Raw genomic sequence first — 15,744 nt, 5'->3', positions numbered from 1 at the left:
GGGCCAGCGTGCTGCTGGCCTTGGGCAGGTTGACGGTGATGCCCTGCACCGTCGCCGTGGTCATGATGATGAAGATCAGCAGCAGCACATACGCCACGTCCAGCATGGGCGTGATGTTGATGTCGTCGTAGACCTTGCCTTCCTCGCCGATTTTCATGGCTTAGCCCTCGCGCTGCAGGTCTGCGGCGCGCTCGGAGACCATGGCCAGGAACTCGTCGGTGAACACGTGCATGTCCGCCGTCAGGTCCTTGATCTGGGTGAGCAGGTAGTTGTAGCCAAACAGGGCGGGGATGGCGACGGCCAGGCCGGCGACGGTGGCGAGCAGGGCACCGGAGATGCCGGGGGCGATGGAGTTGATGTTGACGTCGCCGGTGGCGGCGATCACGGCGAAGGTGATCATCACCCCCAGCACGGTGCCGAGCAGGCCCAGGAACGGCCCGCCGGAGATGGCGATGGTGAGCAGCACCATGTTCTGGTTCAGCTTCTGCCCTTCCCGCACCACCGCCGCATCCAGGCGCGCGCGGATCACGTTGATGGCTTCGGCGGTAAGGGGCTTGTCCGCCACGCCTTCGGCGAAGCGCTTTTTCAGCTCCTGCACACCGGCATGGTAGACGTGGTAGATGGGCGACGACTGGAAGTGGTCGTGCTTGCCCACCAGGGCGGTGAGAAACGCGGACTCCTCTAGCTCCTTCTCCTCCTCGGTCTCCTCCTGATCCAGGGCCGCCGGGTCGGCCTTGGCGTCCATGCTGCGATACTGGTCGAGAAAAGCGCGGTTGTCCTTGCGCGAACGAGAGATAGACAGGCCCTTGGTGACCATGACCAGGGAGCTGATGATGAACATGACCCCGCACAGGGCGATCACCACCCAGCCGTCCACGGTGAGGCTCTGCAGGATGATGACGAAATAATTGGGTCCGCCCTCGGAACCCTTGCTTTCGTCCTGGCCCAGATTGAGCACGGTGAAATCCGGGCTCTGGCTGCGGTATTGCAGCTTGATCCAGTCGGCGCTACGCGCGACTTTGGCCACCTGCACCTCGTCCAGGAAGCCCGCAAATCCGGGCCGCGTGTCGGCGCCGCCGATGAACAGGGCAGGATTCATGGGGACCAGGGCAATGGCTGCGTTGGCCACTGGCATTCCGTCAAGGAACAGTTCCATCCTGTCCTTTGTGACCACCAGCGCCACATGCTGCCACTTGCCAAGGGTCAGATTGACCGCAGGCGTGGTCTGCACCGCCAGGCTGTTGGGGCCCTGGTAGCGGGCTGTCAGCGCGGTGCCGTTGAGGCTCAGGTCGATCATGTTCGGACTGTCCTGGGCCAGCATCAGCAGGCTCGGCTGCTGTTGACCATCGATCTTCACCCAGGCGCTGAAGGTCCAGCCAGTTTCCGGCACGACGGCCAGGGAGGGCGATGCCTTGACATCCATGTGCGTGCTTCCATCGAAGCGCGCGGCCGCGCCGATCCAACCGGCCGGATCGATCACCGCCCGCGATTCCACGGCATTGTTCGCATAGGCCGTGGCGTCCTCGGGCAACGCCGTTCCCTCGGCAAAGTGGAACACCAGGGACTGGTTCACGTCATAGCTGGCCTTCGGGTCCGAACCATCCGCCGTATTGGCGTTGCCGTAGTACATCCACAGGGAATCGGTCGCCATGCCGCCGCGCACCTTGGGAACCTTCACCCACACCAGAGCCATCTCGTTCAGGGCGTCGAGTTTCTCCACATGGTGCTTCAAGGGCGTCTTGTCATCCGCCATGAAGCGCAGATCCTTACCGTTCTCCCCGAGGTCGGCGAAAAACCCGAAGTTCCCGGTATGCAGGCGCATCAGCATGGGAAAGTCGGTCAGCGTCTCCTGAACGTCGCCGCCGGTGGCCGCCGCGTCCACGGTAATCTGTTTTCTGGAAGGCCAGTCGTCGTTCCACCAGGCGAGGGCCGCTTCAGGCAGAAACAGGGCCAGCGACAACAGGACAACAGCGGTCTTCGAATTCATATGCTTGTTAAATCAGGGAAATAAGGATTATTGTGTTACAGCCATGTGGCATCCTGGTTACAGCCACATGACAGGTTTGTGACAACGCGCCGCTTCGGGCTCTTGCCGCGCTCCGCAATCCGAATCTGCGTGCAGGTCCGGGGCATGCCCGTTCGTTGGTTCAAACCTCCACCGGAGCTTTGAACCAACTCACCCACATCCGGGCTTGCCGGCGCGGATATCGCTCATGGTGCAGTCGCCGAAGCCCACCACCTCCACATTGAGTGGTGTCAACTGCCCCGCCTTGGCCATGCCCTGTCCGACGTCATTCTTGTTGTTCTCGGTATTGGAGTTCTGCTGCGCGGCTTGGGCGGCGCCTGCCGCTGCGTTGGCGGCACCCACCGGGACCACCGGCGTGGAAACCGTCGCGGTGGGCACACCGGTCGATACCCCGCTGACGTTGATGTTGCTGGCGCCGATCACCGCGGTGGCGGCAATAGTGACGTTGTTGCCGCCGATGCCAGCCTCGCCCGCATTCACCACGCCCTTGGGGGCCGCCAGGAACACATCGCCCGGCACAACGCCCTCGGAACTGGAAGCGGTGCGGATGCCGCTGCCCGACACCACCGGCGGGAACTCGATCTTCAGGTTGCCCTGACTATCGAAGGTGATGAGCGGCGGCGGCGCCGCGATGGCCGATTTGGCGCCGCGACCGGCGTCGATGTCGCCTTCCGAGGACCAGATGGTGATATCACCGCCATCCATGGCGAACACGCGCGACTGGTTCACCTGGAAATCGCCCTGCAGGTAGGCGTTGATCGCCCCCTCGCGCTGCGCCACGATCCCCAGGTCGCTTGGTTCCTTCTGGCCGCTGAATGCGACGGCGAGACCAGCATTGATCAGGCCGCCCGGCACCAGCATGTTGATGTCGCCGCCATCGATGGTGTGCACCTTGCTGAAGAACAGCTTCAGATCGCCGGCATAGGGCTGACTGTCCGGAAACAGCGCCGCGATGGCGTCATAACCCCGCTGATAACCGGCAGGACCTTGTTTGGCGGCGGCTGTCGCGGAAGCACGCAGCTCGCTGAAGAACACGTTCAGCAGGAAGGACCGCCGCTGCGGTTCGGGCAACGCCTTGAACGCCGCGAGAGACTGCTCGGCATTCAGGGCCCCATCACCACTCTTGCTGCGCATGAACGCGGTGAGCGCCTCCCGGTACTCATTCGAATCCTCCAAGTAACGGGTCGTGAAGGCGTCGAACTGAGGAGGGCTGGACTGGCCAGCGAAGATGGAGATGTCGGCTCCCCGCTCGGCCAGGGCGCTGTTGAAAGTGTTGCCGATGGTGAACAAGCCTTCGGAAGCGCCTAGATCGATGGTACGGCCGGCAAATACCTGCACTTCGCCAGGACCCGCCACCTCGATCTCCCGAGTCAGGTTGACCAGGTTACCCTGGGCATTGCGCGGCGAGGTGAATCGGATGTCGCGTCCCGCCGTGATCTGCGAAATGCCTTCGTCCGCATGCTGGATCTTGAAACTGACGTCCTGCATGTCCTTCCCTGCCTGGATCTGGGCAAACTTAGGCAGCACGAACAGCAGCGGATCAACCGGCTGCAGACTTCCCTGCAGGGCATAGATGCGCACGGGCTGGCTGTCGCCGCTATGCACCGGCGTCTGCGCGTGTACCAGATTGCTATCGCCGAAAGGCTGCAGGCGCTGCGTGGCATCCTCCCAGCTGCGCACCGGGAAACTCATGCTGGGCAGAAGACTCGGATCGGCATCCGACTGGGTGACATTGACGTTGACACCGGTATCGGCGGTCACGATGTTCTGTCCGGCCATCAGGTTCAGCTGGCCCTTGGCCGACGGATACATGACCAGGGAGCACTCGATGGCGATATTGCCCTGCAGTGCCGCGACATCCAGCGATGCCGGATAGACGGACAAGGCATCGAAGCTCGATCCCTGGAAACGGATCTGATCATTGGCCGGCCTGAGGCTGTTGGCGGCATCCACCATCCCGTTGAGGTCGTTCTGGACCCGAACATTGCCGGCGAGGGACGCCACGCTGAGGGCGCTGTCCGCGCCGTAGGTGAAGAACATGCTGCGGCTGGCGTTGTTGAACATCACGGTGGGATTGAACGCCGCGCCCAATTGCACATCCTGACGCGCCTCCAGGGTGAAGCGCGCATCGCCGAGGCCCACCACAGGGCCAAAGGAGTCGCCGCTGCCGACGCCGACCGCTCCGCCCGCGCGTATCCGACCGCTGCCTTTGGCGGTGTAGAAGACGCCGCCCAGCACGTCCCGTCCCGCGTCCACAGACATGGAACCTCCGCCAGCCACGTCCACCACATTGGTGTTGTAGTCGAGGTTGGATGGATTGGCGGGGTTGCTGACCTCGCCGGTCTGCTTGCCGCTGGTGGGGATAACGGCGGACAGATCGACCACGTCGCGGCCGGCATTCACTTCGATATCGCCCCCGCCCAGCGCGCCGATGTTCTGACGGAACACCGAGGCTTGCAAAGGCTGGCCATCGCCATTCACGTCGGCCTCGCCCAGTGCGATGGCCCAGGCGGTCGGCGTCTCGCCCTGATGGGTCGCGTTGCGGCTCCAGTTGCCCGTCCGCAGCAACCAGCCATCGAACAGCTGGCCGGTCTTTGCGCCGACCACGTCGCGTCCGGCACGGATGCTCACGTCGCCGCCATCGATGGGATACTCGCCGTAGAACTCGAAGGCCACGAAACCGTTCTTGAGCGTGCCGTAACGGGCGGCATCGGTGGGACGTCCCGCCGTGTACAGGGTGGCTGTATCACTCTCCAGCCGGAAGTCCTGACCGGCCAAGACGCTGATATCGCCGGTGCCGGTCCGCACCGAGACATTCTCGGCGATGCTGACATCGCCGCCCGCCTGCAGATCGAGATTCCACGAGGGCCCCGCCTGCAGGAGATCCTTGACCGGCATGGCCTGACCGCCGCCCTGCAGGCCGGCCAGGTCGATGCCCTGGGCATCGTAGGCCTTGAAGCCGTCGCTCAGGTCCTGTTGCAGACTCAGATTGCCGCCCGCCTTGAGCGTGAGGGTTCCCACGCGGCCACCGTAACGCCAATCCAGCAGGTCCCATCCGGACTCCGCCAGGGTCAGGTCGCCCGTCGAAACGACTTCGACGCCAGCCAGCAGGGCGCCCGGCGTTCCTAATCGGGCTTCGATCGCCTCCGCGCCGGACATGAAGGCGTCGGTATCGGACTTCCAGCCGGCGATGTCGGCGGCGGAGATGGTCCCGTCATCCTGGTAGCTGCGCACCGCCTCGACGCGCACTGTGCCGGCAGAGGCCAGCGCGCTGTTCAGGTTCCCGGTGATGGCCACGTCGGACCCGGACCGGTCCACCCGCACATCGAGTTGGCCTGCGCTGGCCCCGTCGGCGGCAATATCCAGGCGGGCGCCGGACTCCAGCACCAGGCCGCCCTGGCCATCGCGGTCGGCATCGGTGGCGTCCAGCCGTATGTTGCCACCGCGCCCACTGCCCGTGACCGGATGCGACGCCAGCCTTGCACTGTCCTGCAGGCGCAGTTCGTCCGCCGACCGCAAGGACAGGCGGCCGCCGGTGGCATCCAGGCTGCCTGCAATGCGCATCGCGCCCTGGTCGGTGCTCAGGCTGATCTCGTTGGCCGAGAGCACGGCGCCGGCCGGCAAGGCCATGTCGCCGCCGAGCGCACGCACGGCGATGGACTCGCTGAAGCCGGCTTCGGTCATCCGGCTCGCCCATTCGGACAGGTCACCCTTATTGGCAACCGAGCCAACATCGAGGCTGAGACTGCCGCCCCGCGCGCTGCCCTTGGCATCAATCTGCCCGGCCCAGCGGAATTCCTGGGCAGCCGACACCTTCAGGCTGCCCGCCGAGTCACCTCGCAGATTAAGGCTTGCACCCGCCGCGAGATCCACGGAGCCCGCCTCGGCGGCAAGCTCGATGCGCCCGCCCGGGGCCACCCGCACCTGATCGTTGAACTGCACTTGACGACCGGACACGTCGATACTGGATCCGGCTCCCAGAGTGAGGTCGCCGGTTTTGGCGGTCAGGCTGACGCTGCCCGCGGGCAGGCTGATGATGCCGCCCTGCGTAACGCGGTCGGCGCTGATGGCCAGACTCGCCCCCAGCGCGCCGCTGTCCGCAACGCTACCAGGGACAGCTTTGATGACCAGGCTGTGGCCGCTGGCGTCGAGGGTGGTGTCGGCGCCACGCGTGCCGGTGATCGCGACGGAACTCACGTCGAGATCCGATCCCACGGTGAAACGGCCGGTGCCATCTCCGACGATGTTGCCGGTGGCAGCCAGCGTCGCGCGACTGAATCCCTGGATGGCGAAATCGCCTTTACCCAGATCGACCTGGCCCGCGGAAAGGCTCAAGCTGCCGCTGCCTTGACCGGTGTTGTTGCTGACAACTCCGGCCGTATTCTCCAGCCGGACCGTGTCCGCGTTGACCCGCGCCACCTGCCCCGCGCTGCCCTGGCCGAGCAAGCCGGCACCGCGCAGCACCAGGCTGCCCAGGTCCATGTTCACGTCACCGTAGAAGCTGATATCGCTCCGGCTGCCGAGAATGAGCTCATCCACCTTCAGAGTGGCGAGCTCGTCCGGCGTCAACACCAAACCGGCGCTGGCGGCCGGCGCGGTGCCCAGGCTGATGCGACTGGCGCCGAGAGCAAGACTGCCGCCATCCATGTCGATGCGGCCCTGCAGCTTGGAATCCAGGCTGGCGTCCAGCAACATGGAGCCAGTCGCCGCGAGAGTGGCGTCTGGCAGGATCTCGATGCTGCCCCGGCGGCCGGTTGCCCCCGAACGCGTAACCTCAGCCTGCGCCCCGCTGGATACCCGCACCAGTGCGCCATCTCCCTCGATGCTGATCGGCTCCGCCGCAGACTTGCCCCCAGTCCCGGACGCCGCGACCCGAGCCCCACCCGCCACGCTGACGCGGTCTTTCGCTGCCAGCAGAAGCTCGCTGCCATCGAGGCTGACGCCAGCCCCCACATCGACCCGGTCGGCGCGGGTCTGCAACTGAGTAACGCCATCCGCGCTGGTGCGCACGCCGCCGATCAGCACGCTGCCGACCTGCAGCTTGTTGAGGTCCTCGGCCACCAGAGAAACGGCACCCGCCACCGGCGTGTCACTGCGATTGATGATGGCAATCTGGCCTGCCGCGACGTCCAGTTGTCCGCCCAGCCCTTTCGCTGCCGGCGTGGCCAGGATGGAACCGTCGAGCTTGAGACTGGTGTCCGCCAGGAAACGCATTTCGCCGGCATCACGCGGCAGGCGAGGCGCGTCCACTTCTTGCTCCGCGGCCTTCTGGCTGAAAAACCCGTTGGCGCGATTAATGGAATACTCCGCCCGCAGTTGGACCTGGGCGTTGGACTCCACGGCAAAGGCGCTCCACAGAGGGTCGCGTATGTGGGTGCCGGCAACCGCGCGGTAACCCGCCACGATGGTCGCGCCATCGCCACGCAACTCGCGCATACCCGGCACGGCCTGCGCATTCCCGATCTCAGGAGTGACCAGGAATGCACCCGGCAGCAGTGCGTAATGCGCGGGCAACAGCGCATAGGTGCCCTCGGCCAGCCCCGACCCACCGGCCAGATGAATGCTGTCGCCGACTCTGAGCCCGGAACTGGGCGTCTCCACCGGGTCGAGGGGCGCGAAGCCGCCCCGCAAAGACGGCAGCACGGCGAACTTGGGCTGATAGCTGAAACTGCCGTCCAGATACTTGGGATCATTGGGATCGAGTATGTCCACCGACCCGCCCGGTCCCGGGATGAATTCGAAGGCGGATAGATCCCCGCCGCCGGAGGTATCGACGGTGGCGCCGGAGGCGATGTTGATCTCGGCGGCGTCGAGATTGAGCTTCTTGGCGGGCGGCGCCGTGTAGACGAGGTTCTGTGAGCCCAACGGGTAGATCCAGTCCAGTCCGCCCTGGGTGCGGCCGAAGGGCGTCAGGGGGGCCGAAGCGGCATTGGATGTCAAACTGCCGGGGCCCATTTCCAGGCTCTTGGCCGCAACCAGGTTCAGCTCGCCCAGAGGGGCGCGCAGCGTTCCATTCTGGACGATGCTGGCCGCCTCGAAACTCAGCTTGCCCCCCGCGGCAAGCACCATTTTGGCGCCCCCGTCGCCGGGGCGCACCTCGAAACGGCCTTCGCTGCCCGTGAGTGCGACCCGGTATTCGGACAAGGTGCTGGGATAGACCTGATCGGCGGTCAGGGTAAGGTCCGCCGCCGTGGTCAGCTCGCCCTTGAAATCCCTCTGCTGAGGGCTGGGGCGTATGCCCACCAAGCGGATATCGCCACTGCTGGACAAATCCACCTTGCCGAAACCGTCCAAGCGCTCCGCCCCCACCAGATCAACCTGCGTGGCCTGTACCGACAGGCTGGCGGTTCCGGCCACCGGCGCCACAGCATTTTCCCGCACCTGGGTGGACCCCAGGGCGACGTAGGCTGCGTTCACACTGAATTGCCCGTCGGCACCGCCTTCGCCTGGCTTAAAGGCAAGGACCGGCGCGTCCAGTTCCACCGAACGGGCGGCGCTGAGATCGTTGCTGCCCTGGACATCGATGCGGTCGGGCGACTTCAGCTTGAGCGATGCGAATCCACCGTCGGCCTGCCAGCCGGCGTCAAACAGGGCGCGGCCGTGCTGGTCGGCGGCGATGGAGCTGCCCGGCTCGCGCCCGCTGAGCAATTGTGGCGCGGCACTGACTTCAATGACGCTGGGAACGCTGGGGAAGGGCTTTTGCGCGGCGCTCAACTCGGCGGGCTCGGCGCGGGTGAAGGGATTGATCTCAAAAACCAGCTCGCCACCGCTGGCACCCGACCCGCCACCGGAGCGGCCGAGCAGGTCGCTGCCCATCTGGATGCCCTCGGCGGCGCGCAGCTCGATGCGCCCAGCATCGGAAGCGATGCGCTGCCGCTCCGAGCCGAAACGTCCTGACGCATCCACGGTCGCGACATCCAGTTCACCGGCCGTCCCGGACACATCGAAGACCGATCCGCGCTCGGCGATCACGAAGCCGCGATCGGCGTGCAGGGTGATATTCCCGCCGTCCTTGATCTCGCCGCTGAGCTGGTTCTTGGCGTCGGGAAACACCGCGGCGGCGCCGCGCGCCGTGAGCCGCGCCGAAGACCCCAGCCAGATGCCCTGGTTGTCGAGAAACGCCAGGTCGGTGCCGGCCGGCGGCGTGACGGTGAGGTCGATTCGGCCGGCCGGTGCGTCGAGGGTGCCGTCCATGAAGATACTGGAATCGGAGCTCAACCCCAGCTTGCCGCCGGCGTCCGTGCGCAGGGTGGCCCCGGCTCCGACGCGCACCCCGGCATCGGCTGGACCCTGCCCCGCGCTTTGCGCCAGCACCAGGTCCAGTTCACCCGCGGGGCGGACGAATTCGGGCAAGAGGGTGATGTCACTGAATCCTTCGAGACTGCGGCCACTGGGCCGATTCACCGCCGCTGCCTCGTCGATGCGCCGGTTTTCTACGGCAAGATTCACCGTGATGCCCGGTTCCACGCCGACGCCGTTCTTGTTCGACGCGATCCGATAGCGTGAAAAGCCTCCGCGCTGGAAGAACTCGGGGGCCAGCACCAAGGGCCGCAAGGGGTCGCCCTCCACCGGGGCGGGCGCGCCGCTGCCGATGCTCACTGCATTGGCGGTCAGGCTCAGAGCGCCTGATTGGCCTCCCGGCAGTGCGTAGCCGCGCAGTTCGCCATCCACGCTCAGATTGGAACCATTGATGTCCGCGGCCTCGAGGGCAATCGAGCCGGCGTTCCCAGCCTGGATCTCACCGCTATCGCGCCGCCTTCCGCCGCCACTGACATCGATCCGGCTGCCGGCTTCCACCGCCACATTGCCCTGAGCGCTGAGGCTCACGTCACCGCCGTCGATCCAGGCCGGCCCCAGCACCGTGTCGAAGCGGCCGCCCGGACGCTCGTTGACCCAGTTGCCGCTGGCATCGATGGCTGAACCTGCCGCCAGTTTGATTTCCCCGGACAACTGGCCGCGAGTCGTGCTGCTCAGTTCCGTCTTCAGGTTGACATTGCCGTTGGGCACGTCGATCCTGCCATTCACCAGGACTTCACCGCCCTGCAGGGAGAGGCTGCCGCCATCGGCGACGGAAACCTGGGCGCCTGAGCGGATCTCGACGTGGCCATTGGTCTTCAGGGACGCCTGCATGATGCCCGCATCGCGCAGGCGGCTGCCGGTCAAGACCAGCGGTGCCGGCTGCGCGGCATTATCGGGGTTGGAGGGCATGGGATCTTCGGGTCCCAATTCCGCGATCAGGGCCTGGGCCTGGAAGATCAAGCTCTGGACACTGTTGGGAGTACGCGCCAGGTCTACGTTCAATTCACCGCCCACGGCACGTTGCGCCGGCTCGCGCTGGTTGAGACCGTTGATCGCCTGGGCGCGCAGGTCGCCATCCATGACCGTCGCATTGGCGCGCAGGTCGAACACGCCGGCATCGCGCCCTTCCACGTAGCCTTTTTCGAAACGACCCATCTCGGTCAAGCCGATCATTTTCCACTTGCGCACCTGATTCCAGCGCGGATAGACCTTAGTAATGTCGCCCAAGATGCCGTCATACAAGCGGTTGGGATCCGCGTCGCCAATGTCGATGACTTCGCCCTGGGACAGCAACTGGGTGGTATTGATATAGCCATCCCGGTAGGCCACCGAGCCTCCGGAAAAGTCCACCACCGAGCCCTGCTTGAGGATCGCATCCCCCTCCGACAGCATTTCCAGGTGCCCGCCCTGGGTACTGCGCTCCGCGACCGTACGGGCGACACGTTCCCTGGCCCCGCTGATATCCGCGATGGGCGTGCCCTTGCGCAGGTCGACTTTCACCGTCTTGGCGTAGAGCACACCATCCCGTTGCAAAGGCGAATCGCGCAGTTCGTTGCTGCGCAGCTCGATCTCGGCGACGTTGCGCTCCATGGGCAGGCTGACGTCCCGCACCCCGGCCACGTCGATGGTGGCGCCTTTCTCCACAAATATGCGGCTGGAATTGTTGGCGCTGGGCAAGCCCGGCTGGTCGGGTGCCTGGGTCGCGGTGATGCTGACCTCGCCGGACGGAGCCCGCAGGGTCGAGCCCTCCTGCATCAAGACGGTATGCCCCATGACCTCGATGCGCGAGGGGTCCTGGGTCTGGCTGTCCACCGCGGTGCGCTGGTCCTTGAGATCCGGCGTGGCCTCGGTCAGGCTGCCGCTGCCCAGGGTCACGCGCGCATCGCGGCCCAGGCCGTCCCCCAGATCGGCCTGCCGTGTCGTCTGCTTGGGCTGCAGCAGCCAGCGGTCGCCTTCGCGCCGGGTCGTGGCCCCTTCCCTTGCCAGGAGGCGCACCGATCCGTTCACCTGCACGGCCGTGGTGGCGGAAGCCCGTCCGCTCTGATTCACGGCAAACCCCATGAGGCTGACATTGCCACGTTCCGCCACCAGCTTGCCGAAATTGCTCACGTCGCCGCCGGTGCCCACCTCCACCACCAAGCCACGCAGCTTGGCGTCGCTGCCTGCCTCTTGCAGATAGACCTTGTCGGATGCGGCCACCATGATGATCTGGCCGTCCGGCGCGCTGATCTCGCCACGGTTCTCAACCGAGGGCGCCGCCAGAATCACGCGCCCGTTCTTGTCCGCGGCCAGGGAAGCGCCCTCCTCCACCTGAACCTTGATCTTCTGCCGCTGGCCGCTGGCGTCGAGCACGTACTGTCCGGACGCGTCCCGCAGATAGACCTCGCCCGTGCCGGTCAGCGCCGGCCGGCCATCCTGATCGACGACCTTGGTGATGCCGCGGTTGAAGGTGTCATCGGAGATATTCAAAGTGGACGCAACCAGGGTATTGGCATTGATCCGGGAATCCTTGCCGAACACGAAGCCGTTCTGGTTGATCAGATAGATCTGGCCGTTCGCACTCACCGAGCCGAGAATCTTGCTCGGGTCGTTCTGGGCGATGCGGTTCAGCGCGATGGATGCCGCCGAGGGCTGGTCGAAACGCACCGAGGCATCCTTGCTGACGTTGAATTTCTGCCAGTTGAGGATGGCGCGGTCAGTATGTTGCTTCACCGTCATATTGGCGCCGTTGACCACATGATCGGCGCGCCCCAAGGTGGCGAACACGGTCTGCGGTACAGGCAGTTCGGCCGCCTGCGCCCCCATGCCGGCCAGCGCGGCGCTCGTGAGCGCCCAGCGGACGGCGGCCGCGAGAGGACGAAGACGCAAACCTTGCAGTTCCGTGCGGTAGGGCTTCCCTGCAGTGTCGGCGATGGCGAATTTTTTCATGGCAAAGCGGCTTTTATCGGGTCGGTCGAACAGGCTGTGGCGCAACTGCTTTAAGGCGCTTGATGGGGCTGGCGGCTTCTTCTGATGGCGGATGCTCAGAACTCGTACGCCACGCGGAAATCCAGACGGTTCTCCCCTACCCGAACCTGGTCCGTGGGCGAGAAGGGATAGGCCCAGTAGAATTCGCCCTGCAGATGACGCCAGATCTGCGTGTGCAGCCCAAGGCCGGCGCTGGCGATGTGGTATTCGCTGGGGGTGCCGGGCAGTGCATCGTCGACCCAGAGTTGCGCGCCGTCGGTGAACGCCATGAAGCGCAGTTCATCCAGCCATTCCCATCCGGCCAGTTCGCCGATATTGGGACTGTAGAACTCCAGATTGCCGTTCACGCCGTCATCGCCCAGCAGTTCCACTTCGTGATAACCGCGCACGCTGAGCATGCCGCCGGCGGAAAACTGCTCGTTGCTGATCAATGGGGAGTCGGCCACCTGCCCCGCCAACTTGGCGACCAGGCGCAGGTCATAGGGCAGGTTCTGCTGGTGCTTGATGTCCCCGCCAAAGTAGAGATAGTTGGACTTGGCGCCGAAGCGCTTGTCCTCGAATTCCTGCTGGTTGTTGCCCAGGCCGCGGATGGAGAAATTAACTTCGGCGTTGAACTGGGTGTAGGAACCCTCACCATACAGCGCGGTCCCGCTGTATCCCAGGCTGAAGGGCGAATAGCTGATGGGCGTGTTCTGCGTGTCGGCGCCCTGCAGCACCACCGACTGTCCGAAATCCTTGTAGTCCCAGCCCAGGCTCAGGCTGTGCATATAGCCTTCGAAGACGGGCAACGGTTTGATCATGCGCGCGCCGAAGATGTTGCCGTTACCGATCACCGTCAGGGCGCCCGCCGCAGCGACATCGCTGGAAGAGTCCAGACCGACGCCGTAAAAGGCCAGCTTGGCATCCAGGAAATCCAGCGGCATCACATAGGTGCCGGCCCACACCTCCACATCCTTGTCATTTTCCGGCGAGACCTGATACTGCAAGGATGCGCTGTGCAGACGCTGCCACAGATTGTCGTAGCGCATCTGGGCGATCAGCCGAAGGCGCGAGGTATTCACGCTGTTGCGGGCATTGAGTTCAAGGCTGCCGTGCAAGGGCAACTGGTCCTCCACCTGCAGGTCCACCTCCACCGTGCCGGGCGTGCTGCCGGCGCGCATCACCGGGGTGATCTTGCGGTCGCCGCTTTCCTTCGACAGCTTGGCCAACTGATCTTGGGCCTTGGGGACATTGAGGACCTGGCCTTCGGCCAGGGCCGGCACTTTTTCCTTGATGCGGCCGAGAGAGAAGTAGCGCGAGCCACTTACCTTGAGACGGTCCACCTTGCTTTCCACGACCCGCAGGATGACGACGCCGCCGTCCACGTCCTGCTCCGGAATATCCACCAGGGCGGAGGCGTAACCCGCCTCGTGGTAGAGGTTTTCCAGCGCGGCACGTGCCTTCTCCACATCGTCGATGCCCTTGCCGGGCCCCAGGAAGGGATACACGGTCTTCTCGATCCGCACGGAATCGAGCACGGTGTTGTTCTCCACCTGGTATTCCATGACATCGAAGCGCGGCGCACTCTCCTGAGCGGCTGCGGGCTGTTCGGGGGAAGCCGCGGCGACCTCCTCTGCCCGGATCGACCCGTCGGCGAAAGAAAGGGACAAAGCTACATACAGCGCGCGCTTGGCGCTTGTCGCATTCAACATGAGCGATTACGTGAGCCCCTGGGCGATCAGGCGTAGCCGGCGAGCATCCCTGAGCGCGTTTTGACACCTGGCATGTGCAGGCCGTGCAGAGGCGAATTCGACAAAATGCAAAAACTGCAACTCCGTGCAGTTCCTCGAATCGGGGCAACGCCCCGGCGGTTGCGCCGCCGGGACTGCCAGGTTCAGTTACAGACTGTTGGCCTTCTTGTCGTCGACTACCGGGATGCGGCAGTTGTTCAGCGACAATCCACCCGGCGCGTGCGAGTACGGCGTGACCGGGTTGTTGGCGTCGAACTTGCCGTCAGTGGGCACGTCGAAGCCATTGGCGCTCACCGCCAGATAGCCGCCATTGCCGAAGGGATGCACGAAGGAGGCGTTGTTGGCGGCGATGATGCTCGGCTTACCCGCGTCGCTCGCAATCTTTTCGATGATCTTGAGGGTGTCGCCGGTCGGGCCGTTGAAGCCCGTCTTGCGCCACTGATAGGTGACCTCGGCGAAGTCGAAGTAGCGGCCGGCAAAGGCGTTCTCCAGGGTGGGCGCCTGGCCGTCGATCTTGACGAAGCGGTAATTGCGCGAGGCGTCGGCGTTGCGCTCGGTGCTCTGGATACCGATGGCCCAGGCTTTCACGCCGCCGGCGTTCTGGGTCGAGTCGTTGGACCCGTCATTGAAGTCCTTTAGGCAGTTATCCATGTCGCCGGAGCCCGAGTTCAGAACCACCACCGGACCGCTGGACGGATTGCTGGCAGACGACGGGGTCAGCGCCGAATCGGTGCACGGGTAGTTCAGGAACTTGGCGTTGAACTGGGCCTGAGTGCCGGAACCGTTCACCCGGCGGCACAGGTAGACCTTGTCGTCCGTGGTATCGCCGGATACGGCGTAATCGGTCAGCGGCTTGGACGCACCACCGCTGGTGATCACCTTGATTTCGCTCCACTTGCCAATGTTCCCGGTGAACAGGCTGGCGACCATTTGCCGGCTCAGGCTGGGCATGCACGCCGCGGTGTCCTGGCCTGCGCAACCGGCCGTCAGGGTACCGGCTTCGATCTGGGCGCGCTGCAATGCGTCACGCAGGGCCTTGGTCACCGGGGTATTGAACACCAGCGCGCCGCCGCTGCGCACTTCCAGGCGCTCCGATACCTTGGCCGCACTGACGTCGTCGGAACCGGCCGGGGTGTTCTGCCCCACGAACATCTCAGGGTTGACATCGGAAACACCCATGTCGGACACCTTCTTGACCAGGCTTCCCGCCCCCGAGATGCTGCAGCCGTAGTTGTTGGCGCTGGTCTGGGTGCAGTTGCCGTTGTTGATGACCATGGCATCGATTTCCTGCTCGTCGACGACCGGGTTGACACCCTGGGCGGACCCGCCGGCCGCGCGCTTGTGGAACAACACCTTGGGATTGCTGGCGGACAGCCCTGTCACCTTGCTGGAATCCAGCGTGCAGAAGTAGGCCGTATGGGCCGAGCCGGGGTTGGACGGGTTCGATGTGTCCTTGTAGGTGTCCAAGCTGCCCGCGACACACAGTTCGCCGAACAACTGGCCGATGTTCTTGTCCTGGGCGGTGGCGCCGGAGGCAAAGATCTCGATGTCGGGTACATCGGTGGGCGGCAGAGCCTGCGCGGCACCGGAAGCCAGGACAGTACCCGCAGCCAGGGCCGCGGTGATGTGATTCAGTTTCATGAACTTTCTCCGATCTTTCGTGATGAGTCGCTAATGTTGTGCAAAGCCTGGCCGCCGCGCCCCCGTATCGGAGCGCGCAGC

At 64.8% G+C, this 15,744-nt stretch carries 5 protein-coding genes; all 5 read right to left on the bottom strand.

What is annotated here, in order from left to right:
* On the bottom strand, positions 1–157 hold a 157-nt coding region (locus EK23_RS19705), incomplete at its 3' end, for an ExbD/TolR family protein (protein WP_045227120.1).
* 3 nt (positions 158–160) lie between these two features.
* Entirely contained in the window at positions 161–1,987 is a 1,827-nt protein-coding gene (locus tag EK23_RS19700; protein ID WP_045227119.1) for a DUF2341 domain-containing protein, read from the bottom strand.
* A 189-nt stretch (positions 1,988–2,176) separates the two neighbouring features.
* Positions 2,177–12,253, bottom strand: coding sequence for a filamentous hemagglutinin family protein (locus tag EK23_RS19695; protein ID WP_045227125.1), 10,077 nt, complete (start codon positions 12,251–12,253; stop codon positions 2,177–2,179).
* Positions 12,254–12,348: 95 nt separating this feature from the next.
* The gene (locus tag EK23_RS19690; protein ID WP_082054359.1) at positions 12,349–13,983 is read right to left on the bottom strand and encodes a ShlB/FhaC/HecB family hemolysin secretion/activation protein; all 1,635 of its coding nucleotides are present in this window, start codon (positions 13,981–13,983) and stop codon (positions 12,349–12,351) included.
* Positions 13,984–14,169: 186 nt separating this feature from the next.
* Positions 14,170–15,663, bottom strand: a complete 1,494-nt coding sequence (locus EK23_RS19685; protein ID WP_045227118.1) for a hypothetical protein — start codon at positions 15,661–15,663, stop codon at positions 14,170–14,172.
* Positions 15,664–15,744 lie beyond the last annotated feature (81 nt).

This window comes from Methyloterricola oryzae, assembly GCF_000934725.1.
Lineage (GTDB): Bacteria > Pseudomonadota > Gammaproteobacteria > Methylococcales > Methylococcaceae > Methyloterricola > Methyloterricola oryzae.
Note: the sequence above shows the minus strand (reverse complement) of the source record. Positions and strands in the feature narration are given on the sequence as shown.